Source organism: Variovorax sp. GW821-FHT06D12 (assembly GCF_059419205.1).
The window spans coordinates 407,367-431,959 of the sequence record NZ_JBWKRI010000003.1 but is presented as its reverse complement, the minus strand read 5'-3'; the positions used below and the strand labels follow the sequence as shown (position 1 = coordinate 431,959).

The window sequence follows — 24,593 nt, the reverse complement described above, 5'->3', positions numbered from 1 at the left end:
AAGAACAACCACCATGACCGACTACGCCAAACTCGACGCCTGGATCGACGCCCACTTCGACGAGGAAGTGCAATTCCTGAAGCAACTGGTGCAGGTGCCCACCGACACGCCGCCCGGCAACAACGCGCCGCACGCCGAGCGCACCGCCGAGCTGCTGAAGGACTTCGGCCTCGACGCCGAGAAGCACGCCGTGCCCGCGCAAGAGGTGAAGGACTACGGCCTCGAATCGATCACCAACCTGATCGTGCGCCGCAAGTACGGCAACGGCGGACGCACCGTGGCGCTCAACGCCCACGGCGACGTGGTGCCGCCCGGCGAAGGCTGGACGCACGATCCGTACGGCGGCGAGATCGTCGATGGCAGCCTGTACGGCCGCGCCGCCGCCGTCAGCAAGAGCGACTTCGCCAGCTTCACCTTCGCGCTGCGCGCGCTCGAGGCCGTGGCCAAGCCCACCCAGGGCAGCATCGAGCTGCACTTCACCTACGACGAAGAGTTCGGCGGCATCCTCGGCCCGGGCTGGCTGCTCGAGAAGGGCCTGACCAAGCCCGACCTGATGATCGCGGCCGGCTTCAGCTACGAAGTGGTCACCGCGCACAACGGCTGCCTGCAGATGGAAGTGACCGTGCACGGCAAGATGGCCCACGCCGCCGTGCCCACCACCGGCATCGACGCGCTGCAGGGCGCCACCAAGATCCTGAACGCGCTGTATGCGCAGAACACGCTCTACCAGAAGGTCACCTCGAAGGTCGAGGGCATCACGCACCCGTACCTGAACGTGGGCCGCATCGAGGGCGGCACCAACACCAACGTCGTGCCCGGCAAGGTCGTGTTCAAGCTCGACCGCCGCATGATCCCCGAAGAGAACCCGGTCGAGGTCGAAGCCAACATCCGCCAGGTGATCGCCGATGCCGCCGCCGAAAGCGCGGGCATCACGGTCGAGATCAAGCGCATGCTGCTCGCCAACTCGATGAAGCCGCTGGCCGGCAACAAGCCGCTGGTCGACGCAATCCAGAAGCACGGCGGCGAACTGTTCGGCGAACCCATCAAGGCCATGGGCACGCCGCTGTACACCGACGTGCGCCTGTACGTCGAAGCCGGCATTCCGGGCGTGATCTACGGCGCCGGCCCGCGCACCGTGCTCGAGTCGCACGCCAAGCGCAGCGACGAGCGCGTGGTGCTCGAAGACCTGCGTCGCGCGACCAAGGTGGTGGCGCGCACGCTGAGCGACCTGCTGGCCTGAGCGCCCTGAACTGCGGCTGAAAGCGCATGCCTTCGGGCGTGAACTTTCATCGCAGTTTCATCGAAGCGTCACGACAGGATTTCAGACTCCGGGGTTCTCCGGCGGTTGCGCTTTCACGCCATCCGCCTCGTTGAAATCCCGATGCGACGGCCAGCCATGCGCTGGCCGTTGCTGCTTGTGTCGCCATGAAAACCCTGTCTCCCGCACCCCGCTTTCGCACCACGCTTTTCTCTTCCCTCGCGCTCGGCGCGGCCCTGCTGACCGCGTGCGGCGGCGGCTCCGGCGGCGGTGCGCCGTTCGCCGGCCTGCCCATCGCACCGCCGGCCCCTGCACCGGCGCCCTCGCCCGCCACGCCACCACCGGCCGCGCCGGCCGGCCGCTGGACCGTGGGCGACCTGCATGTCCACACCATCCAGTCGGAAGACACGCAGCAGATTTCCACGCTCGACCAGGTGCTCGTCAAAGCCTTCGACACCTTCGGCCTCGACTGGGTCGCGCTGTCGGACCACCTGCGCATGTCTTCCTATGACAACGACGGCCGCAAGCTGGACCCAGCGATTCCGTTCTCGCGAGGCATGGCCCTCTATCAGGTGCCGCGCATCAAGGCACTGCAGGCCGGCGGCAAGTACACCGACAAGACGATCTTCGCGTCCTTCGAGTGGGACATGGCCACGCACGACCACGGCAACGTCGGCATCCTGACCGACAGCCCCATGTCCGACGCGGCGCTCAAGGCCGTGAGCCAGTTCGAATACCTGTTCACCAACCGCGACCCCGCGCTGTTCCCGGCCGCCGACGTGGCCGCGTGGAGCGCCAAGGACGCACGCGCCTTCACCACGCACGAAGACGTGCTCAAGGCCATCGCCTGGCTGAAGAAGAACTACCCCGACTCCAGCTACCTGCAGATCAACCACCCCTCGCGCAGCCCCGGCAAATACACCGCCACCCAGCTGCGCGAGATGAACGACGCCGCGCCCGACATCGTGTTCTCTCTCGAGGGCATGGTCGGCAACCAGATGGAGCCCGACCGCGGCGGCTACGAGAGCGCCTACACGCCGGCCAACCTGCCCTCGCGCACCTACGGCGGCGTCGACTACCTCGTCGCCAAGCTCGGCGGCACCTGGGACGCCCTGCTGTCCGAAGGACGCCGCATCTGGAACACGGCCGATTCCGACTACCACTTCACGACCTCCAAGGGCCTGTACAGCAGCGGCTACGCGCCCGGCGAGTACGCCAGGAACCACCTCTGGGGCGACATCAAGGACCCGAAGTCGCTGCTCACTGCGATGCGCTCGGGCAAGCTCTTCGCGGTCAACGGCAGCCTGATCGACGCGCTCGACTTCAAGGTGCAAAGCGCCAGCGGCGCGGGCGAGATGGGCGCCGAAGTGAGCGCCAAGCCCGGCGAAGACCTGAAGATCACCATCCGCTTCAAGAGCCCCGAGCGCAACAACTTCGAGTACCAGCTCGGCAGCGGCGTGTACGCCAACGTGAAGCCGGTGGTCGACCACATCGACCTCATCGCCGGCGACGTGACCGGCCGCGAACTCCCGGGCACCCCCGGCTATGCACGCGACACCAACCCGACGACCCGCGTGGTCAAGCGCTTCACCCGCGCCGACTGGACACTCGACACCGAAGGCTACTTCGCGGTGACCTACACCGTGAAGGCCGGCAACAACCAGTACTTCCGCCTGCGCGGCACCAACCTGGGCACCGACGTGCCGAACGAAACGGCGGGCGGCGAGCCGCTGTTCGATGCACGCACGCCCACGCCGGCCGGCGACGACCCGGTCACGCGCTTCAATGCGATCAATGCGCGCAACTACAACGACCTGTGGTTCTATTCGAATCCGGTGTTCGTGAAGGTGGCGACACAGTAGGCGGCGCCCTCGCCCCCGGCCTCCAAGGCGCCATGTCCCTCGCGGGGCACGGCGCTTTTTCTTTGCCCCTACCCTTCCGCATCAGGGAATCTACGGATATATGATTCCCCGCATGGTCTTGATTGGGTTCAATTTTTGTATACAAATAACGCACCCATAAAGACGGCGCGAAATTTGCGTCAAAAAGTCCCTCATCCCAACCAAGTACGAGGAAAGACCATGAGCACAGTCGCCAGCCATGCCCCCGCCGGGGCCAGCGAAGCCGGCATCGCGCCGCACGCGGAATCGAATGCCCTCATCAAGCCGGGCTACGACCCGCGCCTGACCAACGAGGACCTCGCCCCGCTGAAGAAGCAGACCTGGGGGCAATACAACATCTTTGCGTTCTGGATGTCCGACGTGCACAGCGTGGGCGGCTACATCACGGCCGGCAGCCTGTTCGCGCTGGGCCTGTCGAGCTGGCAGGTGCTGGTGGCGCTGCTGGTGGGCATCGTGATCGTGCAGGTCTTCTGCAACCTGGTGGCCAAGCCCAGCCAGGTGACGGGCGTGCCCTACCCCGTGGTGTGCCGCGCCTCTTTCGGGGTGCTGGGCGCCAACATCCCGGCCATCATCCGCGGGCTGATCGCGGTGGCCTGGTACGGCGTGCAGACCTACCTGGCGTCGGCGGCCTTCATGGTGCTGGCGCTGCACATGGCGCCGGGCCTGGCGCCGTATGCCGACGTGGCGCAGTACGGCTTCGTCGGCCTCTCGGCCCTGGGCTGGGTGGCGTTCATGGTCATGTGGGTGCTGCAGGCCTTCGTGTTCTGGCACGGCATGGAAGCCATTCGCAAGTTCATCGACTGGGCCGGCCCGGCGGTGTACGTGGTGATGGCGGTGCTGTGCGGCTGGCTGGTGTGGAAGGCCGGCTGGAGCAACATCGACCTGAACCTGGGCGGCATCAAGTTCCAGGGCTGGGACGCGCTGCCGGTGATGCTCTCGGCCATCGCGCTGGTGGTGAGCTACTTCAGCGGCCCGATGCTGAACTTCGGCGACTTCTCGCGCTACGGCAAGAGCTTCGACGCGGTGAAGAAGGGCAACTTCTGGGGCCTGCCGGTCAACTTCGTGTTCTTCTCGCTGCTCACCGTGATCACCACGGCGGCCACGCTGCCCGTTTTTGGTGAACTGATCACCGACCCGGTGCACACCGTGGGCAAGATCGACAGCACCACGGCCGTGGTGCTGGGCGCGCTGACCTTCATGATCGCCACCATCGGCATCAACATCGTGGCCAACTTCGTGTCGCCGGCCTTCGACTTCTCGAACGTGGCGCCGCAGCACATCAGCTGGCGCACGGGCGGCATGATCGCCGCGGTGGGTTCGGTGTTTCTCACGCCCTGGAACCTTTACAACAGCCCCGAGGTCATCCACTACACGCTGGACGTGCTGGGCTCGTTCATCGGGCCGCTGTTCGGCATTCTGATTGCCGATTACTACATCGTGCGCAAGCAGCAGATCGACGTCGACTCGCTCTACACCATGAGCAAGCAGGGCAAGTACTGGTACAGCGGCGGCTACAACCCGAAGGCGATCCAGGCGCTGGTGCCGTCGGCCCTCGTGCCCATCCTGTGCGTGATGGTGCCGACGCTGCGCGGCGCCGCCAACTATGCGTGGTTCATCGGCATGGGCCTGGGCTTCGTGCTCTACGTGCTCTTGAACCGCAACAACAAGACTTGAAAAACTGACCGAAGAAGGGACCGCGCCGTGCGCATCAAGATCATCAACCCCAACACCACCTGGAGCATGACCGAGAAGATCGGTGCCTGCGCCCGCGCGGTGGCGCACGCCGGCACCGAGATCGTGGCCGTGAGCCCGGCCATGGGGCCGGTCTCCATCGAAAGCCACTACGACGAGGCGCTGGCCGTGCCGGGGTTGCTGCAGGAGATCGCGGCGGGCGAGCGCGACGGCATCGACGGCTACGTGATCGCCTGCTTCGGCGATCCGGGCCTGAAGGCGGCGCGCGAGCTGGCGCGCGGCCCCGTGGTGGGCATCGCCGAGGCGGCGATGCACCTGGCCAGCATGATCGGCAGCCGCTTCAGCGTGGTGACCACGCTGGGGCGCACCATGGGCCAGGCCTGGCACCTGGCCGAGATCTACGGCATGGAACGCTTCTGTGCCAACGTGCGCGCCTGCGAGCTGCCGGTGCTCGAGCTGGAAGAGCCGGGCTCCAACGCCCGCGAGCGCATCGTCGACGAATGCCGGCGCGCGCTGGAAGAAGACGGCGCCGACTGCATCGTGCTCGGCTGCGCCGGCATGACCGACCTGTGCGCGCACATCGAGCAGGTGCTCGGCGTGCCGGTGATCGACGGCGTGGCCGCGGCCACCAAACTCATCGAATCGCTGGTGGCGCTGAAGCTGCGCACCAGCAAGCGCGGCGAGCTGGCAAGGCCCTTGCCCAAGCCCATGATCGGCGCGCTCGAGGCCTTCACCCTCACGCGCTGAGCCACAATCGACGGATGCCCCGCGCCAGTTCCAAAACCTCCGTCCCTTCCGCCGCCCCCGTTGCCGCACCGGCCGAGAACGGCGCGGCGCCGGCCGACAAGAACAGTTCCATCGAAAGCATCGCCAACGACATCGCCACCGCGATCGTCGAGAAGCGTCTGCCGCCCGGCACCTGGCTGCGCGAAGAGGCGCTGGGCCGCGTCTATTCGGTGAGCCGCACCAAGGTGCGCGCGGCGCTGCTGATGCTGTCGAAGGACAAGCTCATCGAGATGATTCCCGACAAGGGCGCCTTCGTCTGCCAGCCCACGGTGGACGAGGCGCGCGAGGTGTTCGCCGTGCGCCGCATCCTCGAACGCGAGGTGGTGCGCCTGTTCATCGCCAACGCCCGACCGCGCGACTACCAGACGCTCGAGCAGCACATCAAGTTCGAACGCACCGCGCTGCGCCAGAGCACCACCATGGGCACGGTGCGCGAGAAATTGCTGGGCGACTTTCATGTGGCGCTGGCCGAAGCCACCGGCAACCACACGCTGGCCGAGATGGTGCGCGAGCTGGTGGCGCGCAGCTCGCTGATCGCGATGCTCTACCACTCCTCGAACGACCCGCACTGCTCGTCCGACGAGCATTCCGACTTCCTGCGCCTGTGCCGCAAGGGCGACGTGGAAGCGGCCGTGACCTGCATGATCGAGCACCTCGAACGCATCGAGGCCAGCCTCGAACTGGGCACCGAGAAGCCTGATCGCCAGCTCGACCTGGTCAAGGCACTGCTGGCCTGAACCCGCGTCGCTGACGCGCCCCACTCCCAATACCTGAGCGCCGGCCGAACCGCCGGATGCCCCGGCGCGCGCCTCCCACAGCGCTTCTTCGCCGGATTCGGGTTTACCTGAATCCGGATTGCCGCATAAATTGTATACAGTTTCGCGTACACAACTGGTGTGCGCGACGGCTCTGCGACGCGCATCACTGCTCCGTTCCCCTCGCCGCGCCAGGAGACAACGATGACGGCAGATTCCCTTTCCAGCAATGTCCATCCCGTGGACCAGCGCCTGCCTTCGGGCAAGCTCGCGGCCCTCGGCCTGCAGCACGTGCTCGTGATGTATGCGGGCGCCGTCGCGGTGCCGCTCATCGTGGGCCGTGCGCTCAAGCTCTCGCCCGACGAGGTCGCGCTGCTGATCTCGGCCGACCTGTTCTGCTGCGGCATCGCCACGCTGATCCAGGCACTGGGCGCCACGCAGTGGTTCGGCATCAAGCTGCCCGTGATGATGGGCGTGACCTTCGCCTCGGTGGCGCCCATGGTCGCCATCGCCAACGCCAACCCCGGGCAGAACGGAGCGCAGCTGCTGTTCGGCGCCATCATCGGCGCGGGGGTGATATCGATACTGATCGCGCCGCTGGTGAGCCGCATGCTGCGGTTCTTCCCGCCGGTGGTGACGGGCACGATCATCGCGGTCATCGGCATCAGCCTGATGCGCGTGGGCATCAACTGGATCTTCGGCAACCCCGTGGGCCCGACGGCGCCCGCGCTGGTCGACCCGGTGTACGCCAAGTGGCTGGCCGAGGTCACCTCGCCGGGCAGCTCGATCCCCGCGGTGCCCAAGGGCTTCGCGATCATGCCCACCGTGCCCAACCCCAAGTACGCCGATCTGTCGGGCTTCGGCGTGGCCGCGCTGGTGCTGGTGTCGATCCTCCTGATCGTGAAGTACGCCAAGGGCTTCATCGCCAACATCTCGGTGCTGCTGGGCATCGTGATCGGCGCGGTGGTGGCCTCGCTCACCGGCCTCATGACCTACGAGAAGGTCGGCAAGGCCGCCTGGGTCGACATCGTGCTGCCCTTCCATTTCGGCATGCCGCTGTTCGACCCGATCCTGATCCTCACGATGACGCTCATCATGATCGTCGTGATGATCGAATCGACCGGCATGTTCCTCGCGCTGGGCGAAATGACGGACCGCAAGATCAGCCAGCAAGACCTGGCCAAGGGCCTGCGCACCGACGGCCTGGGCACGCTCATCGGCGGCATCTTCAACACCTTCCCGTACACCAGCTTCTCGCAGAACGTGGGCCTTGTGGCCGTCACCGGCATCAAGAGCCGCTATGTCTGCGTGGCCGGCGGCGTGATCCTGATCGTGCTGGGCCTGCTGCCGAAGATGGCCGCGCTGGTCGAGTCGCTGCCCACCGTGGTGCTCGGCGGTGCGGGCCTCGTGATGTTCGGCATGGTGGCCGCCACCGGCATCCGCATCCTGTCGGGCGTGGACTTCAAGACCAACCGCCACAACGCCATGATCGTCGCCGTGGCCATCGGCGTCGGCATGATTCCGCTGATCGCCCCCAACTTCAAGCAGTGGATGCCGCACTCGATCCACTCGCTGATCGAGTCGGGCATCCTGCTGGCGTCGATCACCGCCGTGCTGCTGAACCTGTTCCTCAACGGTGCGAAGCACGACGAAGAGGCGGTGATCGCGGCGGCCAAGCACGCCGACGCGCACTGAGCCGAACCGTGCTTTAACTAGATCATCGCCAACGGCGTCTTGCGCTTCGGCACCGGATAGATCCGGTCCAGCGCCGCCAGGGTCGTCGCATCGAGCTGCAGCTCGGCGGCGGCCCTGTTTTCTTTCAGGTGGGCGCTGCGCACCGCCTTCGGAATCGCCGCCACGCCCGGGCGCGCGATGACCGCGGCCAGCGCCAGTTGCGCGGCGCTCACGCCGAGGTCCGCCGCCAGCCGGCCCAACGCCTCGTCGCCCGCCAGCGCGCCCTGGTCGATCGGGCTGTAGGCCATCAGCGGCATGCCGCGTTCGCGCTGCCAGGGCAGCAGATCGAACTCGGGGCCGCGCTCGCCGAGCGACAGGTACACCTGGTTCGCCGCGCAGGCCGGGCCTTGGCCGATGACCTGCGCCAACTCCTGCATGTCGTCGGTGTCGAAGTTGCTCACGCCCCAATGACCGATGCGGCCGGCCTCCACCAGTTCGTGCATCGCCTCGACCGTGTACGCCAGCGGGTGGTTGCCGCGCCAGTGCAGCAGGTACAGGTCGATGCGCTCCAGCCCCAGCCGCGCCAGGCTGCGCTCGCAGGCCTGGCCCGTGCCGCGGCGGCTGGCGTTGTGCGGGTAGACCTTGCTGACGATGAAGAGGTCTTCGCGCTGCACATCGCCCGCGCGCAGCGCCTCGGCCACGGCCTGGCCGACCACGGTCTCGGCGCCGCCCTCGCCGTACATCTCGGCCGTGTCGATCAGGCGGTAGCCCAGGCCGATGGCCTCGCGCACCGCGGCCACCTCGGCCGCGCGGCGGGTGGCGTCTTCGCCCATGCGCCAGGTGCCGAGACCAAGAACCGGCATCTCGCCGCCGGTGGGGAGTGAAAGTGTTCGCATGGCGCCCATGCTACTCAGGCCCTCACGGCGGGTGCCCGGGTGCGGGTTTTCCGCCCCCGACGCCTTCTAATTTTTCGAAGCCCAAGTCAGTTCGATGACCATCAATTGCTTATCTTCCGCCTTGTTCTGGCGTTTTGGCCTTCGCTTTTTGTCAATGCCTGGTGGGTGCCAACCCCCATCGCGCGCGCCCCACCCGCTCCTAGAATTTTTTGACGGCCCGGTGTCACAAGCGTCGGCGCTCTTATCGAAACGGTTCAGGAACAGGTTGAGTCAATGCAGCAGAAGCAAAAGCACAGGATTGCCGTCATTCCCGGAGACGGCATCGGCGTCGAAGTCATGCCCGAGGGCCTTCGCGTGCTCGACGCGGTCAGTCGGCGCTTCGGCATCGATTTCGCGTACGACCATTTCGACTGGGGTTCCGACCACTACGTGCGCACCGGCCTGATGATGCCGGCCGACTGGGCCGACAAGATCCAGGGCCACGACGCCATCTACTTCGGCGCCGTGGGCGACCCCGCCAAGGTGCCCGACCACATCGCCGTGTGGGGCCTGCTCATCAAGATCCGCCGCGACTTCGACCAGTACGTCAACCTGCGCCCCGTGCGCCTGATGCCCGGCGTGCCCGGCCCGCTGGCGCACCGCAAGCCCGGCGACATCGACTTCCTCGTGGTGCGCGAGAACACCGAAGGCGAATACACCTCGGTGGGTGGGCGCCTGTTCGAAGGCACGCCGCGCGAGATGGCGATCCAGGAAGCCGTGTTCACCCGCGTGGGCGTGGACCGCATCATCGACTACGCGTTCCAGCTCGCCAACCGCCGCAAGCGCAAGAACCTGGTGGCCGCCACCAAGTCGAACGGCATCTCGATCACCATGCCCTACTGGGACGAGCGCCTGGCCGAGATCGCCACGCGCTACCCCGACGTGGCCACGAGCAAGTACCACATCGACATCCTGTGCGCGCACTTCGTGCAGCACCCCGACTGGTTCGACGTGGTCGTGGCCTCCAACCTGTTCGGCGACATCCTCTCCGACCTGGGCCCGGCCTGCACCGGCACCATCGGCATCGCGCCCTCGGCCAACCTGAACCCCGAACGCAAGTTCCCGTCGCTCTTCGAGCCCGTGCACGGCTCGGCGCCCGACATCGCAGGCAAGGGCATCGCCAACCCCATCGGCCAGATCTGGTCGGCCGCGCTCATGCTCGACCACCTGGGCGACAACGACCCCGTGTACGCACAGGCCTCGGCGGCAGTGCTCTCGGCGATCGAGACCGTGCTCAGCGAAGGCCCGCGCACGCGCGACATGGGCGGCACCGCCAACACGGTGGACGTGGGCCGCGCGATTGCCGAGTGCATCGCTTCGGCATGACGCCTCCCGGCCTTCCTTGTCGCGTTGGAAAAAACGCGCTGCGTCCCGGTGCCCAGGGCACTGGGTGCTTCCCGCAGCGAAATAAAGGAGGAGGCCGAAGGCCGGGGGACATTCGCGGAGGGAAGTACCCGGTGGCCTGGGCACACGCCCTGAACAGCGACAAACAACGGAGCCACTGAACCATGGGCCTGTTCCTGCTCAAGCGCACCTTGACGCTCATCGGCACGCTGATCGGCGCGTCCGTCATCGTGTTCCTGGTGCTCGAAATTCTCCCCGGCAACGCCGCGCAGATGCTCATGGGCCCCGACGCCTCGCCCGACGCCGTCGCGGCCCTGGCCACCAAGCTCGGCCTGGACCAGCCCGCGTGGACGCGCTACTGGCACTGGATCGGTGGCCTGCTCACCGGCAACCTCGGTGACAGCTACGCCTACAGCTCGCCCGTCATCGACCTGATCCTCGAGCGCCTGGCCCTCACCGTGCCGCTGGCCGTGATGGCGATGGCCTTCACCGTCGTCATTGCATTGCTGGTCGGCGTGACGGCTGCGGCGCGCCACAACAAGCTCGGCGACGTCGGCCTCATGGGCATGGCCCAGGTCGGCATCGCCATTCCCAACTTCTGGTTCGCGATCCTGCTGATCCTCGTGTTCTCGGTGCAGCTGCAGTGGTTCTCCGCGGGCGGCTTCGAGGGCTGGGGCGAAGGCATCTTCGCGGGATTGAAATCGCTGCTGCTGCCAGCCTTGTCACTCGCAGTGGTGCAAGCGGCGATCCTCGCGCGCATCACGCGCTCGGCCGTGCTCGAGGTGATGCGCGAAGACTTCGTTCGCACCGCGCGCGCCAAGGGCGTGTCGCAGCGCATGGTGCTGTGGACCCACGTGCTGCGCAACGCGATGATCCCCGTCATCACCGTCATGGGCATGCAATTCTCCGAGCTGCTGGCCGGCACCATCGTGGTGGAGAACGTGTTCTACCTGCCGGGCCTGGGCCGCCTGATCTTCCAGGCCATCAGCAACCGCGACCTGATCGTGGTGCGCAACTGCGTGATGCTGCTCGCGGCCATGGTCGTCATCGTGAACTTCGTGGTCGACGTGCTCTATGCCGTGATCGACCCGCGCATCAAGGCGAGCGACATATGAGCGCCATCCTCTCCCCTTCCGTGCCCGCATCTGCCGCGCCCCTCGCGCCCGGCTTCTGGCGCCGCGCGGTCAAGCACCGCAGCTTCGTCATCGGCGGCGTGTTCGCGCTGCTGCTGTTACTGGCGGCACTGATCTCCTTCGTCTGGACGCCGTGGTCGCCCTACGCGATGGACATGGCGAACAAGATGCAGGGCCCCTCGGCCACGCACTGGCTCGGCACCGATGCCTTCGGGCGCGACGTGGCCTCGCTGCTGCTCGTGGGCGCGCGTGCGTCCATCCTCGTCGGCGTGATCGCCGTGGGCATCGGCCTCGTGGTCGGCACCGCGCTGGGACTGCTCGCTGCTGCGAGACGCGGCTGGGTCGAAGAGGCGGTGATGCGCCTGTCGGACTTCACGCTCGCCTTCCCCGCCATCCTCTCGGCCATCATGATGACCGCCGTGTTCGGCGCCGGCATCGTCAACGCCATCATCGCCATCGGCATCTACAACATCCCGACCTTCGCGCGCATCACGCGCGCTTCGGCCAACGCGATCTGGTCGCGCGAGTACGTGGCTGCTGCACGCGCCTGCGGCAAGGGCAGCTTCGCGATCACCATGCAGCACGTGCTGCCGAACATCTCGGCCGTGCTCATCGTGCAGATCACCATCCGCTTCGCCATCGCGATCCTGGCCGAAGCTGCGCTGTCGTACCTCGGCCTCGGCACGCAACCGCCGCAGCCCTCCTGGGGCCGCATGCTCAGCGAAGCCCAGACCCTCATGTTCCAGCAGCCGCTGCTGGCCGTCTTCCCCGGCATGGCCATCGCCTTCGCGGTGCTCGGCCTGAACCTGCTGGGCGACGGTCTGCGCGACCTGCTCGATCCGCGCCTGGCCCGCGCAAGGTAGACCGCCATGCCCCTTCTCGAAGTCAACGACCTCCACATCGGCCTGCAGACACAGCGCGGCCCCGCCGAAGCCGTGCGCGGCATTTCCTTCTCGCTGGAGCGCGGCGAAACGCTGGGCATCGTCGGCGAGTCGGGCTGCGGCAAGTCGATCACCGTCATGTCGCTCATGGGCCTGCTGCCGTCCACCGCCAAGGTCACGGGCAGCATCAAGCTCGACGGCCAGGAACTGGTCGGCCTGCCCGAGAAGCAGCTGTGCCAGCTGCGCGGCAACCGCATCGGCATGATCTTCCAGGAGCCGATGACGGCCCTGAACCCCGTGCACACCATCGCGCGCCAGGTCGGCGAGCCGCTGATGCTGCACCGCGGCCTCACCAAGGCGCAGGCGCGCAAGGAAGCGCTCGACCTGCTCGACCGCGTCGGCATTCCCGATGCGGCCTCGCGCCTCGACGCCTACCCGCACCAGTTCTCCGGCGGGCAGCGCCAACGCATCGGCATCGCCATGGCGCTGGCCTGCGGCCCCGACCTGCTGATCGCCGACGAGCCCACCACCGCGCTCGACGTGACGATACAGAAGCAGGTGCTCGACCTGATCCAGGGCCTGGTCGCCGAAATGGGCATGGCGCTGATCCTCATCTCGCACGACCTCGGCGTGATCGCCAGCAGCGTGCAGCGCATGCTCGTGATGTACGGCGGCAGCGCCGTGGAAAGCGGCCCGACCGACGCAGTCTTTGCCGACCGCGCCCACCCCTACACGCGCGGCCTGTTCGCCGCGCGCCCCGCGCTCGGCGCCGTGCGCGCAGGCCGGCTGCCCACCATCCGCGGCAGCGTGCCCGAGCTGGTCGACATTCCGCGCGGTTGCGGCTTCGCGGGCCGCTGCGACTTCACGACCGACGCCTGCCACACCACGAAGCCGCCGGTGGCCCGCCAACCCAACGGCCATGCGGTGAGCTGCCTGCACCTCGACGCCGTCGCCGCGCACGCCACGCTGGCCGCCGCATGAGCACCCCGATGACTTCGACGTCTTCCTCTTCGACCCCGCTGCTGCAGGTGACCGACCTCGTGCGGCACTACGCATTGCCGCGCGAAAAACTCTTCGGCCCGCCCCCCACCGTGAAGGCCCTCAACGGCGTGAGCTTCGAGGTGCAGGCCGGCAAGAGCGTGGGCATCGTCGGCGAATCGGGCTCGGGCAAGTCGACCATCGCGCGTCTGGTGATGGCGCTGGACACGCCCACCTCGGGCAGCGTCGCGCTCGAAGGCCGCAACCTGCACGCGCTCTCGAAGGCCGAGCTGCGCACCGCGCGGCGCGACTTCCAGATGGTCTTCCAGGACCCCTACGGTTCGCTCGATCCGCGCCAGACCGTCGCACGCATCGTCGCCGAGCCGCTCGAAGCGCTGGCCGAAACGCGCCGCACCGAGCAGCGCGAGCGCGCCGCCGAAGCGCTTGCCGCCGTGGGCCTGCGCACCACCGACCTCGACAAGTACCCGCACGAGTTCTCCGGCGGCCAGCGCCAGCGCATCGCGATCGCGCGCGCGCTCATCACGCGCCCCAAGCTCATCGTCGCCGACGAGCCCGTGAGCGCGCTCGACGTGTCCGTGCAGGCCCAGGTGCTCAACCTCATGCAGGACCTGCAGCAGCAGTTCGGCATCAGCTACCTGCTCATCAGCCACGACCTCGCCGTGGTCAACCACCTGTGCGACGAAGTGTGCGTGGTGTTCAAGGGCCAGATCGTGGAACGCGGCCAGCCCGCCGAACTTTTTGCCCACGCGCAACACCCATACACACGCACCTTGCTGTCGGCCGTGCTGCACACGCCATCGCGGTAGGCCCGAACGGGTCGAACCGGCAGCCCCTCTTTTCTTCCAGGAGAACCCCCGAATGTTGAAGCGACGCACCCTCATGGGCACCGCCATCGCCGCCGCGATCCCCGGCGCCTTTCCGCTGTTCGCGCAGGCCCAGACCGGCAAGAACATGCTGACCATCGGCATGCCGCTGGAACCGCCGGGCCTGGACCCGACGACCGCTGCCGCCTCGGCCATTGCCGAGATCGCGCACTACAACATCTTCGAGACGCTGACCAAGATCAACGCCGACGGCAGCGTGACGCCGCTGCTGGCCGAGAGCTGGACTGTGTCGCCCGACCTCAAGACCCACACCTTCAAGCTGCGCAAGGGCGTGACGTTCGAGAACGGCGAGGCCTTCGACGCCGCCGCCGTCAAGTTCAGTTTCGAGCGCGCGGCCGGCGAGAAGAGCACCAACAAGGACAAGCGCTTCTTCAGCGAGATCAGCCTGAAGACGCCCGACGCCGACACGGTGGTCATCACCACCGCGCAGCCCAACCCCGACCTGCTCTTCATGCTCGGCCAGGCCACCGCCTGCATCGTCGAGCCCAAGAGCGCCGACACCAACGCCACCAAGCCCGTGGGCACCGGCCCCTACAAGCTCGACAGCTGGCAGCGCGGCTCGGCCTGTTCGCTCGTGAAGTCGCCGACGTACCGCAACCCGGCGCTGGCCAAGGTCAACAAGTTCGTCTTCAAGTTCATGTCCGACTCGGCCGCGCAGACCGCGGCGCTGATGGCCGGCGACATCGACATCTTCCCGCGTGCCGGCACACGCAGCGTGGGCCAGTTCCGCGCCAACCCGCGCTTCCGTGTGCTCGAAGTGGGCACGCGCAGCAAGGTGATCCTGGCGATCAACAACAAGCGCAAGCCGCTGGACGACGTGCGCGTGCGCCGCGCCATCCTGGCCGCGGTGGACCGCAACGTGGTGATCCAGGGCGCGGCCGACGGTTTCGGCAAGGCCATCGGCAGCCACTACCCGATCGGCGCGCCGGGCTATGTCGACACCACCGGCATCAACCCCTTCGACATCGCCAAGGCGAAGAAGCTGCTGGCCGACGCGGGCGTGAAGACGCCGCTGGAGCTGCGCATGACGCTGCCGCCGCCTTCGTACGCACGCCAGGGCGGCGAGGTGATCGCGGCCCAGCTCGCGGCCATCGGCATCAACGTGAAGATCCAGAACGTCGAGTGGGCCCAGTGGCTCAGCGGCACCTTCGGCGGCGGGCACGACTTCGACCTGAGCATCGTCGCGCACGTGGAGCCCTTCGACCTCGTGAAGTACACCGAGCCCGACTACTACTGGGGCTACGACTCGAAGAAGTTCCGCGACCTGTACGCCTCGGTGCAGAGCGAACCCGACGAGAAGAAGCGCAACGCGCTGCTCGGCGAGGCGCAGAAGATGCTCGCGAACGATGCCGTCAACGGCTTCCTGTTCCAGGCCGTGTTCCCCACGGTTGCGCGCAAGGAAGTGAAGGGCCTGTGGCCGAACATGCCGATCGTCGCGAACGACCTGGCTGCCATCTCGTGGGGTTGATGCGGCCATGACGAAGCCTCTTTACGCCCTGGGCGTGCAGGAACTGCACGCCGCCTACGCTGCCAAGGAACTCTCGCCGGTCGAGGTGACCCGCGCGGTCAACGAACGCATTGCGGCCTGCGAGTCGCAGCTGCGCGCCACCTGGCTGTTCCGCCCCGAAGCCGCGCTCGAGCAGGCGCGCGCTTCCGAGGCGCGCTGGCGCGCCGGCACACCGCGCGGCGCGCTCGACGGCGTGCCCGTGACCATCAAGGAAAACCTCGCGACCGAGGGCGACCCGATGCCGCTGGGCACCGCCGCCTACGAGCTCGTGCCGATGACCTACGACTCGCCGCCCGCCGCGCGCCTGAAGGCCGACGGCACGGTGATGGTCGCCAAGACCACGATGCCCGACCTGGGCATGCTGTCGTCGGGCCTGTCGAGCTTTCATGACCTCTCGCGCAACCCGTGGGACACCTCGCGCACACCGGGCGGCTCCAGCGCCGGCGCGGGCGCCGCCGCCGCTGCCGGCTACGGCCCGCTGCACGTGGGCACCGACATCGGCGGCTCGCTGCGCCTGCCGGCCAGCTGGTGCGGCATCTTCACGCTCAAGCCCAGCTTCGGTCGCATTCCGCTGAGCTCGCCCTACATGGGCCGCTGCGCCGGCCCGATGACGCGCACCGTGGCCGACGCGGCGCTGATGATGGCCTCCGTTGCGCAGCCCGACGACCGCGACTATTCGGAACTGCCGCCGCCCGTGATCGACTGGAACGCCTTCGAGGTCGATCCGTCGTTCCTCAAGGGCAAGCGCGTGGCGCTGCACATGGACGCGGGCTGCGGCCTGCCGCTCGATCCGCAGATCGCGCAGGCCGTTCGCGATGCCGCCAAGCGCATCGAGGCGGCCGGCGCGCACGTCGAGGAAATTCCGGCCTTCATGACGCCGCAGATGCTGCAGGGCATGGACCACTTCTGGCGCATGCGCTCCTGCCTCGACATGCAGGCGATGAGCGCCGAGCAGCGCGCGAAGATCCTGCCGTACATCCGCGAATGGGCCGAGAGCGCGGCCGGTTTCTCGGGCGCGCACGTCTTCGACGGCTACAGCCAGTTCGTCGCCACGCGCGCGGCCACGGTCGCCGCCACCAAGGCCTACGACTTCGTGATCTCGCCGGTGTCGCCCAACATGCCCGCGCCCGCGGACCATGCCTCGCCCACCAACGACCCGATGCGGCCGCTGGAACACATCGGCTTCACGGTGCCCTACAACATGTCGGAGCAGCCGGCGGCGTCGGTCAACTGCGGCTACTCGACCGAAGGCCTGCCCATCGGCCTGCAGGTGGCCGGCCGCCGCTTCGACGACCTGGGCGTGCTGCAGTTCAGCCGCGCCTTCGAACAGATTCGCGACGCCCAGAAACCCTGGCCGGAACCCATCTGATCCGACCTGATCCGCCACACGGAGACACACCTTCCATGAACGCCACCCACTACATCGACGGCCGCCGCGTGGCGTCCGAAGGCAATGCCACCATCGACGTGATCGACCCGAGCGACGGCCAGAAATTCGGCGAGATCGCACGCGGCACCGCTGCCGACATCGACGCCGCCGTGCGCGCCGCGCGCCAGGCCATGGGCGAGCATTTCGACGGCCCCTGGGGCGCCACCACTGCGCTGGAGCGCGGCCGGTTGCTCGCCAAGCTCGGCGCCGCCGTGATGCAGCACCACGAAGAGCTGGCCCAGCTCGAGGCGCGCGACACCGGCAAGGCGCTGCGCGTGGCGCGCAACGACGCGACCGCGCTGGCGCGCTACTTCGAGTACTACGCCGGCGCCTGCGACAAGCTGCACGGCGACACCCTGCCCTACGAGCGCGGCTACACCGTGCTCACCGTGCGCATTCCGCATGGCGTGACGGGCCACATCATTCCCTGGAACTACCCGATGCAGATCGCGGGCCGCAGCGTGGGCGCCTCGCTCGCCGCGGGCAACGCCTGCGTGGTCAAGCCGGCGGAAGACGCGAGCCTGTCGCTGCTGCGCCTGGCCGAGATCGCGACCGACGTCGGTTTTCCGGCCGGCGCGCTCAACGTGGTGACGGGCTACGGCAAGGAAGCCGGCGCCGCGCTGTGCGCGCACCCGGGCATCGACCACATCTCGTTCACCGGCTCGACCATGACCGGCCGCAGCGTGGGCCTGGCCGCGGCCGAGCGCCACTGCCCGGTGACGCTGGAGCTGGGCGGCAAGTCGCCGCAGATCGTGTTCGCCGACGCCGACCTCGACGCGGCCGAGCCCGTGCTGCTCAACGCCATCATCCAGAACGCGGGCCAGACCTGCTCGGCGGGCAGTCGCGTGCTGGTCGAACAGTCGATCTATGAAGAAGTCGTGCAGCGCCTCGCGAAGCGCTTCACGGCCGTGCGCGCGGGCACGCCCGCCGAAGACCTGGACATGGGTCCGCTGATCAACGAGAAGCAGTTCCGCCAGGTGCGCGACATGGTCGCGACCGCCGAGGCCAGCGGCATGAAGGTGGCGGCGCGCGGCACCGTGTCGCCGCAGGCGCCGTCCACCGGCTACTACCAGGAGGCCGTGCTGTTCCGCGACGTGCCGCATGACAGCGACCTGGCCCAGCGCGAGGTCTTCGGCCCGGTGCTGGCCGTGATGCCGTTTGCCGACGAGGCCGAGGCGGTGCGCCTGGCCAACGGCACGGACTTCGGCCTGGTGGCCGGCGTGTGGACGCGCGACGGCGCGCGCCAGCTGCGCATGGCGCACAAGCTGCATTGCGGCCAGGTGTTCGTGAACAATTACGGGGCGGCGGGTGGTGTAGAACTGCCCTTCGGCGGCGTGAAATCGAGTGGCTTCGGCCGCGAGAAGGGCTTCGAGGCCCTGCTCGGCTTCACGACCCTCAAGACCATCGCCATCAAGCACGGATGAATTCATGACCACCACTGAACAGCAACCACAAACCTCGCGCAAAGTCGGCCTCGTCGGCGTCGGCCTGATGGGCCACGGCATCGCCAGCAACATCGTCAAGCACGGCCACCAGCTCACGGTGCTGGAGCACGCGGGCAACCAGCCGATCGATGACCTGCTGAAGGCCGGCGCCACGTCGGTCAAAGACGTGGCCACGCTGGCCACGCAGGTCGATGTGCTGATCCTGTGCGTGACCGGCACGCCGCAGGTCGAGGCCGTGATGCTGGGCGACAACGGCGCGCTGAGCACGCTGCGCCCCGGCACCGTGGTGATCGACTGCTCCACCGCCGTGCCCGCCTCCACCGCCAAGGTGGCGCGTGCTGTGCACGCCAAGGGCGGCCTCTTCCTCGACACGCCGATGACCCGCACCGCCAAGGAGGCCGCCGAAGGCCGCCTGAACCTGCTGGTGGGTGGCGACGCCGACGTGCTGGCCTCGTGCCTGCCGCTGCTGCGCTGCTTTGCCGAGAACGTCACGCACGTCGGCGATGTGGGCGCGGGCCATGCGATGAAGCTGCTGCACAACTTCGTGTCGCTGGGCACCGTGGCGCTGCTGTGCGAGGCCGCGGCCTGCGCGCAGCGCGCCGGCGTGAAGCCCGAGGTGTTCGTGGACGTGCTCGCCAAGGGCGGCGGCAACGGCGTGGCGCTGGAACGCCTCAAGCCCAAGCTGCTGACGGGCAGCACCGATTCGCTGAAGTTTTCGATGGCGAATGCGAAGAAGGACCTGGGGTACTACAACGACATGGCGGAACAGTCGTCTTCGAGCCATGGCATCGCGCAGGCTGTGGATGCCTTGCTGGCGCACGGGGTCGAGGTCTTCGGGCCGGATCGCATGGTGCTCGATCTGGTCGAAGCGCTGCGCTGAAACTCTTCAGGGCGCGTGCACAGGCCACCGGGTACTTCCCTCCGCGAATGTCCCCCGGCCTGCGGCCTCCTCCTTGATTTCGCTGCGGGAAGCACCCAGTGTCCTGCGCACGATGAGCGTGGCTGTGGTGCTGGCTGTTCAGGCACTGCGGCGAAGTGCCAGCCCCAACCCGCCTGACCGCTTCAGTGTTGTTGGATGGCGGTAGCCAGTTCTGCGCGCACGGCGGCGAACACGGCGGCAGGATCTGGGGCACGCGATATCGGGCGGCCGATGACCACGTGCGTCGCGCCAGCCCCGATGGCCTGCGAGGGCGTCGCAGCCCGCGCGTGGTCATTCTTTTCATCGCCTGGAAGCTGCGTGCCTGGCGTCACGATCAGGGCATCGGGCGGCAGGATCTCGCGAAGCAGCCTCACCTCCAACGGCGACGAAACAACGCCATGGCAACCGGCCGCGGCTGCCAGACGGCCCAGCCGTGCGACCTGCTCTGGAACCGTCGAGGCGACGCCCACCTCTTCCAAGTCCTGGTCACCCATGCTGGTGATGACGGTGATCGCAAGCACCTTCAGTTGAGGGAACTGGCTCGCGGCCTGGACGGCCGAGCGAAGCACGGCGGAACCGCCTGAGGCGTGCACCGTCACCATCGACGCACCCAGATGTCCGGCTGCGGTGACTGCACCCGCCACCGAGCTGGGAATTTCCAGCAGCTTGAGGTCGAGGAAGACACGCTTCCCGGCATCAACGAGCTCGCGGACGACCGAAGGTCCTGCCGCTGTCAGCAGCTGCAGGCCGACCTTGTAGTGCGTGGTCGCCGCGCCCAGTTGCTTCACGAGGTCCGCCGCCAATGCGGCGGCAGGGAAGTCGAGCGAAACGATGATGCGGCTGTCCGTACTCATTGGCTTGTCCTCCATGCCGACGCCCCGCGCTCGGAGGGAACTCAGGCCTCCGAACGCTCCACGACCACCTCGCTGATCTGCACCAGGGGTTGAATGTCCGTGTAGTTGGCGATGTCGCCCCGGATCTCCTCCTGGTGCTGGGCAGAGGCTGCCCGGTAAGCGTCGACGGAAGTGCAGACGAAGTCGCACTTGGCGATGTACGCAGGGTCGGTGCCCACACCACGCCCGGAGATGCCCTTGTCCACCATGTAGTACAGGCACGCTGCGCCGAGCAGTCGTTTCATCATGGGCATGTGCCTCTCGCGGTAGTACGCGTGGTCGAAGCGCGCGCCTGCGGCGTAGGGGTACATGACACTGACCTTGATCATCGAGATTTCTCCTGGGGGTTGCACGCTGGTTGATCGCCTCAAGCGGGGAATCGCGCGCCCGACGCTTCCAAGGGCAGGCGCAGCCCGTTCGTGAGGTAGCTGACGGTGCGATAGAAGCCAGCCAGCATCAGCAATTCGATGATGGCTTCTTCGCTGAAGTACGTTCGCAACGCGTCCCACAGGCCATCGTCGATGTCGGCGTGCGCGTGCAAGGAGTCGCACAGGCGCAGAAGCACCTGATCCTCGGCCGACCAGCAGGCATCGTTCGCCGAAGCCGTGACACTCGCCTGAACCTGCTCTGGCGTCAGGCCAGCGAGCCTCGAGAAGATCGTGACGTGGATGCCCCATTCGTATTCGGACTTGCACAATGCCGTCGTGCGGTGAATCACGATCTCGCGCTGTCGGATGCTCAAGTGGCCTTTGTCCAGCAACCCGCCGGCAAAGAACTTCTGAAACAGACGAGGGTCGCGTGCCAAGGTCGTGAACAGCCGCAAGGGGGGCTGTCCCTTCATCACCCTGTCGAGTGACCTGGAAATGTCTTCACCAAATGGCGGCGTTGCTGGCTCGATGCGTGCGGGCATGCAGACTCCTGATTCAAGGGCCACGCCATCGTAGGTCCGTTGCTGTATAAAGTAAAGCATGACGACACCTCGCATCGGCCACCCAGTTCGCGGTTCCACCACCGGCCGCCCCCTCATGGTCGCCCTGGACCTGCTGGGCCGGCGCACGGCGCTGCGCGTGCTCTGGGAACTTCGGGAGGGCTCGCTGACCTTCAGAGCGCTGCAGGACGCGTGCGAGACGAACACCCGATTGCTCAACACGCGGCTCACCGAACTGAGGGAGGTCGATCTGGTCGAACATGCCGAGGGTGGCTATCGGCTGACGGACGAAGGGCGGCGGCTTTCGAAGGCGCTGAAGCCGTTGTCAGCCTGGGCGGACCAGTGGGGGCGCGGAAAGCGATGAGAAGCGGAGCATCCGCGGCGAATGGCTCCGCCTATGATCAGAAACGTTTTTGTGGAGGAGCCCGTGACCGGCATGTTCGCGCTGCCCAGCCTGTCTCGCAGGTCGTGCGGGACACATCGCGTCAGTGCCTTGGAAAACCTATGAGAAAAATCTTTCCTCTCTGCACCCTCGTGTTGCTGTCCGCCCTCTCGGGTCAGGCCCTCGCAGGTGCCAATACCGCACGACTGAACTGCACGGGCAGTCACGCGGGGCAGGCACTCACCTTGGTGGGTGATGTTCCCGCCTCCATCGTGGAGGTCGATCTGAAGCTCTCCTACGGCGGGCAAACCATGCGCCTGGTTTCACCCCAGGCGGAAACCTCCGAGTCCACCGATTTCCGCCGTGGCGTCTTCAGGTTGGAAGCTGCGCTGTCCGGTTCGAACAAACTCCAGCTTCAAGCCAAGCCCAAGAGCATCAAATACAAAGGCAGCATGGGTGCCGGCAAACTCAACGCCAGCTTTGGCGCCATCCTCAAGAATGCGCCTGAGCCCTTTCAATCCGCGCTGAAAGGGGCTGAGCTCACTTGCATCTATGCATACGAAGTTTGAGCGAGGGCCAGCAGATCGTTCAAGCAGGCAGACAGCCGCCGCGCGTTCAACCGCGAGCGCCTCGGCGAACCGCGATGCCTGCGATGGAATGGCATCCATCTACGGCCACGACCCGAGGCTGAACCCTTGTTTCTTGCTCGCCCGATGAAGCGGCTGCGTCTCTTTGCCGCCCTGCTGTGGCTCGGCATCGCTCTCGGTCCGGCCCACGCAGCGCCACCGACCTACCAGGCGCTGTACGCCAACCCGGAACGCGCGTTGCCGATGCAGCCGACCTGGCAACTGCAGCCAGTGGATGCACAGGCGCCACCGTGGGAAGACATCTTCACCTTCACCATCGGCATCGCCCCCAACCTGATCGAACGGGCGCGTTGGCTGAGCCTGAATCCGGGCAAGCACAGCGAGCGCGCCCCCGCGTTGTTCGACGCCCTCGACGGGCGCGTGCTTTTCCTGTCGCCGACGGCGCGCAGCTTCTGCGACGGACGCTGGCAGGTCGTGCGGCAGGAATACATCTCCGTCAATCCCGCACTGCAGCCGCTGCACCGGGTGTGGCTGGTGGAGCGAAAGCCCGGCGGCGGACTGCGCACCACCACGGCCAACGGGCGCATCGATGCGCAAGGCCAGTGGGCCGTTCCGCCCGTGAGCTGCGATGGCAAGGACACGATCTCCGCCGACTCCCCCGCGGCCCTCTCGTACCTGATGCCCGAAGGATCCAGGCCCGTGCCTTCCGAGCTGCAGGTGGACACGGTGTTCGCACAGCCCGGCCTGCGCGATGCACGGGGACAGTGGCGCCCCCCCGCCCCGCCGCGGGACATCACCACTGCACGATGGATGGACTACAAGCGGCAGATGGTGACGCCTGGCTCCACCGGCTCCGGCCTGATCGACGCGCGAGGACGCATGGTGATTCCGTTCATCTTCGGCGAGCGGCCCGACGCAACCGCCCAGCGGCGCATCCGGCTGTGCACCGCCACCGGGCTGGATCTGCAGCGCAACGCCGGCACGCCGCAGGTGTGCCGCTGGCAACGACTGCACGGCAGCGGCGATGCCGGCGCCGCGCTGCGGCCGGTCAAGGACGCGGCCACCGGCCGATGGGGCTACCAGAACGCGCGGGGCCAATGGGCGATCGCGCCGCAGTTCGAATCCGCGCGCCGGTTCCGTCATGGCTACGCCGTCGTCTCGGGCGCGTTCCCAGACGACTGGCGGCCGCCCGGGTGGCAGGACGAACGGCCGATCATCCGGCAGTTCCACCGCGTGGGCCGCCATTGGGTGGTCGACGCCCTGGTGCGCAACGCGTCCACGGGCGGCGCGTGGGAATTACGCTATGGCCTGATGAACGATGCAGGGCAATGGCTTGCCGCCGTGCCGCAGCCCGCGCTGCACGTCACCGTGCTGGTTCCGCCCGGTGGCCGCAGCGGCCACTATGCCGAGATGCTGGCCAGCCACTTGCCCACCCTGCTGGGACGCAGCGTGCAGGTCGATCACGTGCCGACAGCCACCGAGGCCGACTATCGCCGGCTGATGACGGAGGGCGGCAACGAGAAGGTCCTGCTCGCGGCGTTGCGGCTGCCGCGCGGAGGCATCGAGGGCGTGCACCAGGCCGCGCCGATCGATGCGCTGATGCATTCCCTTCGCCCCGTCACGCTGCTGGCATCGGAGCCTCTGGTGCTGGCCATCGACAGCACGAAGGCCGACACGCTGGGCATCCGCAGCACGGACGACCTGCTGGCCTACGCACGGGCCCACCCGGGCAGCCTGCGCATCGGCACGGGCGACGACGGCTGGACGGGCCACCTCGCCTTCGGCCAGTTCCGCGCAACGAGCGGCGTCGACGTGCAGCGCGTGGTCTTCAAGGGCATGTACCCCGACTCGGACGTCATTACCAAGGAGCATGCGGTGGACCTGCTGTTCGCGCCCGTGAACGGCGTGGCGGTCGCCGTACGGCGCGGCCAGTTGCGTGTGCTGGGCACCACCGCCGACCCGGCGCACCCGCAAAGCTTCGAAGGTGTGCCGTGGCCAACACTGGCGTCGAGCGCCCCCCTGGCCGGTTTCAAGACCTACGACCACTTCAGCCTCTGGGCGCCCGCGAATTCGGAGGTCGCGTCCAATCGCACCTTGCAGGAAGCCGTGGCCCAGGTGCTTGCCACGCCCGAGGTGCGCAAGCAGCTGCAAGACCTTCGCGTGGTCGGCGGCGGCGGTTCGCCAGAGAGCCTGCTGGCGCTGGAAGACGAAGAGCGCGAACGCTGGATGCGTGCGCTTTCATCACCGGCGCGTTGAGGGCG

General features: G+C 67.4%; 22 protein-coding genes. 18 read left to right on the top strand and 4 right to left on the bottom strand.

Features of this window, described 5'->3' with window-relative positions; all coding sequences use genetic code 11:
• Positions 1 to 13 precede the first annotated feature (13 nt).
• The 6 genes from AC07SQ_RS12685 to AC07SQ_RS12660 all read left to right on the top strand — a co-directional run bounded on the left by AC07SQ_RS12685 (position 14) and on the right by AC07SQ_RS12660 (position 8,087).
• Complete coding sequence (locus tag AC07SQ_RS12685; protein ID WP_492694416.1) at positions 14 to 1,240, top strand: M20 family metallopeptidase; 1,227 nt, start codon at positions 14 to 16, stop codon at positions 1,238 to 1,240.
• A gap of 185 nt (positions 1,241 to 1,425) precedes the next feature.
• On the top strand, positions 1,426 to 3,120 hold the full coding sequence (locus tag AC07SQ_RS12680; protein ID WP_495271007.1) for a CehA/McbA family metallohydrolase domain-containing protein: 1,695 nt from the start codon (positions 1,426 to 1,428) through the stop codon (positions 3,118 to 3,120).
• Between the two features lie 219 nt (positions 3,121 to 3,339).
• Positions 3,340 to 4,833: an NCS1 family nucleobase:cation symporter-1 gene (locus AC07SQ_RS12675; RefSeq protein ID WP_307694551.1), complete on the top strand. Its 1,494-nt coding sequence runs from the start codon at positions 3,340 to 3,342 to the stop codon at positions 4,831 to 4,833.
• 27 nt (positions 4,834 to 4,860) lie between these two features.
• Positions 4,861 to 5,598: an aspartate/glutamate racemase family protein gene (locus tag AC07SQ_RS12670; RefSeq protein WP_495271008.1), complete on the top strand. Its 738-nt coding sequence runs from the start codon at positions 4,861 to 4,863 to the stop codon at positions 5,596 to 5,598.
• Positions 5,599 to 5,612: 14 nt separating this feature from the next.
• Complete coding sequence (locus AC07SQ_RS12665; RefSeq protein WP_095744177.1) at positions 5,613 to 6,374, top strand: GntR family transcriptional regulator; 762 nt, start codon at positions 5,613 to 5,615, stop codon at positions 6,372 to 6,374.
• Between the two features lie 222 nt (positions 6,375 to 6,596).
• Positions 6,597 to 8,087, top strand: a complete 1,491-nt coding sequence (locus AC07SQ_RS12660; protein ID WP_495271009.1) for a nucleobase:cation symporter-2 family protein — start codon at positions 6,597 to 6,599, stop codon at positions 8,085 to 8,087.
• A gap of 17 nt (positions 8,088 to 8,104) precedes the next feature.
• Here AC07SQ_RS12660 and AC07SQ_RS12655 read toward each other — a convergent pair whose 3' ends face one another.
• Entirely contained in the window at positions 8,105 to 8,962 is an 858-nt protein-coding gene (locus AC07SQ_RS12655; RefSeq protein ID WP_495271010.1) for an aldo/keto reductase, read from the bottom strand.
• A 273-nt stretch (positions 8,963 to 9,235) separates the two neighbouring features.
• Between AC07SQ_RS12655 and AC07SQ_RS12650 the strand changes: the two genes are divergently transcribed.
• The 9 genes from AC07SQ_RS12650 to AC07SQ_RS12610 all read left to right on the top strand — a co-directional run bounded on the left by AC07SQ_RS12650 (position 9,236) and on the right by AC07SQ_RS12610 (position 19,503).
• The gene (locus AC07SQ_RS12650) at positions 9,236 to 10,327 is read left to right on the top strand and encodes a tartrate dehydrogenase (RefSeq protein ID WP_070061680.1); all 1,092 of its coding nucleotides are present in this window, start codon (positions 9,236 to 9,238) and stop codon (positions 10,325 to 10,327) included.
• 182 nt (positions 10,328 to 10,509) lie between these two features.
• Positions 10,510 to 11,460, top strand: a complete 951-nt coding sequence (locus AC07SQ_RS12645; protein ID WP_495271011.1) for an ABC transporter permease — start codon at positions 10,510 to 10,512, stop codon at positions 11,458 to 11,460.
• The gene (locus tag AC07SQ_RS12640) at positions 11,457 to 12,341 is read left to right on the top strand and encodes an ABC transporter permease (protein ID WP_159274476.1); all 885 of its coding nucleotides are present in this window, start codon (positions 11,457 to 11,459) and stop codon (positions 12,339 to 12,341) included. The genes AC07SQ_RS12645 and AC07SQ_RS12640 overlap by 4 nt, the downstream gene beginning before the upstream one ends.
• A 6-nt stretch (positions 12,342 to 12,347) precedes the next feature.
• Positions 12,348 to 13,340 (top strand): ABC transporter ATP-binding protein, encoded by a 993-nt coding sequence (locus AC07SQ_RS12635; protein WP_495271012.1) that lies wholly within the window; start codon positions 12,348 to 12,350, stop codon positions 13,338 to 13,340.
• Positions 13,341 to 13,348: 8 nt separating this feature from the next.
• The gene (locus AC07SQ_RS12630) at positions 13,349 to 14,164 is read left to right on the top strand and encodes an ATP-binding cassette domain-containing protein (protein ID WP_495271013.1); all 816 of its coding nucleotides are present in this window, start codon (positions 13,349 to 13,351) and stop codon (positions 14,162 to 14,164) included.
• A 52-nt stretch (positions 14,165 to 14,216) separates the two neighbouring features.
• On the top strand, positions 14,217 to 15,710 hold the full coding sequence (locus AC07SQ_RS12625; RefSeq protein WP_495271014.1) for an ABC transporter substrate-binding protein: 1,494 nt from the start codon (positions 14,217 to 14,219) through the stop codon (positions 15,708 to 15,710).
• A 7-nt stretch (positions 15,711 to 15,717) separates the two neighbouring features.
• Positions 15,718 to 17,118 carry an amidase gene (locus tag AC07SQ_RS12620; protein ID WP_495271015.1) on the top strand — a complete coding sequence of 467 codons (1,401 nt, stop codon included), beginning with the start codon at positions 15,718 to 15,720 and terminating at the stop codon, positions 17,116 to 17,118.
• Positions 17,119 to 17,153: 35 nt separating this feature from the next.
• Positions 17,154 to 18,602: an aldehyde dehydrogenase family protein gene (locus AC07SQ_RS12615; RefSeq protein WP_495271016.1), complete on the top strand. Its 1,449-nt coding sequence runs from the start codon at positions 17,154 to 17,156 to the stop codon at positions 18,600 to 18,602.
• A gap of 4 nt (positions 18,603 to 18,606) precedes the next feature.
• Positions 18,607 to 19,503 carry an NAD(P)-dependent oxidoreductase gene (locus AC07SQ_RS12610; protein ID WP_495271017.1) on the top strand — a complete coding sequence of 299 codons (897 nt, stop codon included), beginning with the start codon at positions 18,607 to 18,609 and terminating at the stop codon, positions 19,501 to 19,503.
• Between the two features lie 182 nt (positions 19,504 to 19,685).
• Here the strand turns inward: AC07SQ_RS12610 and pyrF are convergent, their stop codons facing one another.
• The 3 genes from pyrF to AC07SQ_RS12595 are packed head-to-tail and all read right to left on the bottom strand — an operon-like array spanning position 19,686 to position 21,345.
• Positions 19,686 to 20,396: an orotidine-5'-phosphate decarboxylase gene (gene pyrF / locus AC07SQ_RS12605; RefSeq protein WP_495271018.1), complete on the bottom strand. Its 711-nt coding sequence runs from the start codon at positions 20,394 to 20,396 to the stop codon at positions 19,686 to 19,688.
• A 41-nt stretch (positions 20,397 to 20,437) separates the two neighbouring features.
• On the bottom strand, positions 20,438 to 20,764 hold the full coding sequence (locus tag AC07SQ_RS12600; protein WP_495271019.1) for an EthD family reductase: 327 nt from the start codon (positions 20,762 to 20,764) through the stop codon (positions 20,438 to 20,440).
• 38 nt (positions 20,765 to 20,802) lie between these two features.
• Positions 20,803 to 21,345 carry a carboxymuconolactone decarboxylase family protein gene (locus AC07SQ_RS12595; protein ID WP_495271020.1) on the bottom strand — a complete coding sequence of 181 codons (543 nt, stop codon included), beginning with the start codon at positions 21,343 to 21,345 and terminating at the stop codon, positions 20,803 to 20,805.
• A 115-nt stretch (positions 21,346 to 21,460) separates the two neighbouring features.
• Between AC07SQ_RS12595 and AC07SQ_RS12590 the strand changes: the two genes are divergently transcribed.
• From AC07SQ_RS12590 to AC07SQ_RS12580, 3 genes are all read left to right on the top strand, one after another.
• Positions 21,461 to 21,727 (top strand): winged helix-turn-helix transcriptional regulator, encoded by a 267-nt coding sequence (locus AC07SQ_RS12590; RefSeq protein ID WP_206167852.1) that lies wholly within the window; start codon positions 21,461 to 21,463, stop codon positions 21,725 to 21,727.
• Positions 21,728 to 21,867: 140 nt separating this feature from the next.
• Entirely contained in the window at positions 21,868 to 22,314 is a 447-nt protein-coding gene (locus AC07SQ_RS12585) for a hypothetical protein (RefSeq protein ID WP_495271021.1), read from the top strand.
• A 144-nt stretch (positions 22,315 to 22,458) separates the two neighbouring features.
• Entirely contained in the window at positions 22,459 to 24,588 is a 2,130-nt protein-coding gene (locus AC07SQ_RS12580) for a tripartite tricarboxylate transporter substrate-binding protein (RefSeq protein ID WP_495271022.1), read from the top strand.
• Positions 24,589 to 24,593 lie beyond the last annotated feature (5 nt).

Bases quoted from the DNA above. Each gene is read 5' to 3' on its own strand.
- AC07SQ_RS12630 (WP_495271013.1), top strand. From the start codon at position 13,349: ATGACTTCGACGTCTTCCTCTTCGACCCCGCTGCTGCAGGTGACCGAC.
- AC07SQ_RS12675 (WP_307694551.1), top strand. From the start codon at position 3,340: ATGAGCACAGTCGCCAGCCATGCCCCCGCCGGGGCCAGCGAAGCCGGC.
- AC07SQ_RS12580 (WP_495271022.1), top strand. From the start codon at position 22,459: ATGAAGCGGCTGCGTCTCTTTGCCGCCCTGCTGTGGCTCGGCATCGCT.
- AC07SQ_RS12640 (WP_159274476.1), top strand. From the start codon at position 11,457: ATGAGCGCCATCCTCTCCCCTTCCGTGCCCGCATCTGCCGCGCCCCTC.
- AC07SQ_RS12585 (WP_495271021.1), top strand. From the start codon at position 21,868: ATGAGAAAAATCTTTCCTCTCTGCACCCTCGTGTTGCTGTCCGCCCTC.
- AC07SQ_RS12625 (WP_495271014.1), top strand. From the start codon at position 14,217: ATGTTGAAGCGACGCACCCTCATGGGCACCGCCATCGCCGCCGCGATC.
- AC07SQ_RS12610 (WP_495271017.1), top strand. From the start codon at position 18,607: ATGACCACCACTGAACAGCAACCACAAACCTCGCGCAAAGTCGGCCTC.
- AC07SQ_RS12655 (WP_495271010.1), bottom strand. From the start codon at position 8,962: ATGCGAACACTTTCACTCCCCACCGGCGGCGAGATGCCGGTTCTTGGT.
- AC07SQ_RS12635 (WP_495271012.1), top strand. From the start codon at position 12,348: ATGCCCCTTCTCGAAGTCAACGACCTCCACATCGGCCTGCAGACACAG.
- AC07SQ_RS12595 (WP_495271020.1), bottom strand. From the start codon at position 21,345: ATGCCCGCACGCATCGAGCCAGCAACGCCGCCATTTGGTGAAGACATT.
- AC07SQ_RS12660 (WP_495271009.1), top strand. From the start codon at position 6,597: ATGACGGCAGATTCCCTTTCCAGCAATGTCCATCCCGTGGACCAGCGC.
- AC07SQ_RS12685 (WP_492694416.1), top strand. From the start codon at position 14: ATGACCGACTACGCCAAACTCGACGCCTGGATCGACGCCCACTTCGAC.
- AC07SQ_RS12650 (WP_070061680.1), top strand. From the start codon at position 9,236: ATGCAGCAGAAGCAAAAGCACAGGATTGCCGTCATTCCCGGAGACGGC.
- AC07SQ_RS12665 (WP_095744177.1), top strand. From the start codon at position 5,613: ATGCCCCGCGCCAGTTCCAAAACCTCCGTCCCTTCCGCCGCCCCCGTT.
- AC07SQ_RS12645 (WP_495271011.1), top strand. From the start codon at position 10,510: ATGGGCCTGTTCCTGCTCAAGCGCACCTTGACGCTCATCGGCACGCTG.
- pyrF (WP_495271018.1), bottom strand. From the start codon at position 20,396: ATGAGTACGGACAGCCGCATCATCGTTTCGCTCGACTTCCCTGCCGCC.
- AC07SQ_RS12680 (WP_495271007.1), top strand. From the start codon at position 1,426: ATGAAAACCCTGTCTCCCGCACCCCGCTTTCGCACCACGCTTTTCTCT.
- AC07SQ_RS12600 (WP_495271019.1), bottom strand. From the start codon at position 20,764: ATGATCAAGGTCAGTGTCATGTACCCCTACGCCGCAGGCGCGCGCTTC.
- AC07SQ_RS12615 (WP_495271016.1), top strand. From the start codon at position 17,154: ATGAACGCCACCCACTACATCGACGGCCGCCGCGTGGCGTCCGAAGGC.
- AC07SQ_RS12620 (WP_495271015.1), top strand. From the start codon at position 15,718: ATGACGAAGCCTCTTTACGCCCTGGGCGTGCAGGAACTGCACGCCGCC.
- AC07SQ_RS12590 (WP_206167852.1), top strand. From the start codon at position 21,461: ATGGTCGCCCTGGACCTGCTGGGCCGGCGCACGGCGCTGCGCGTGCTC.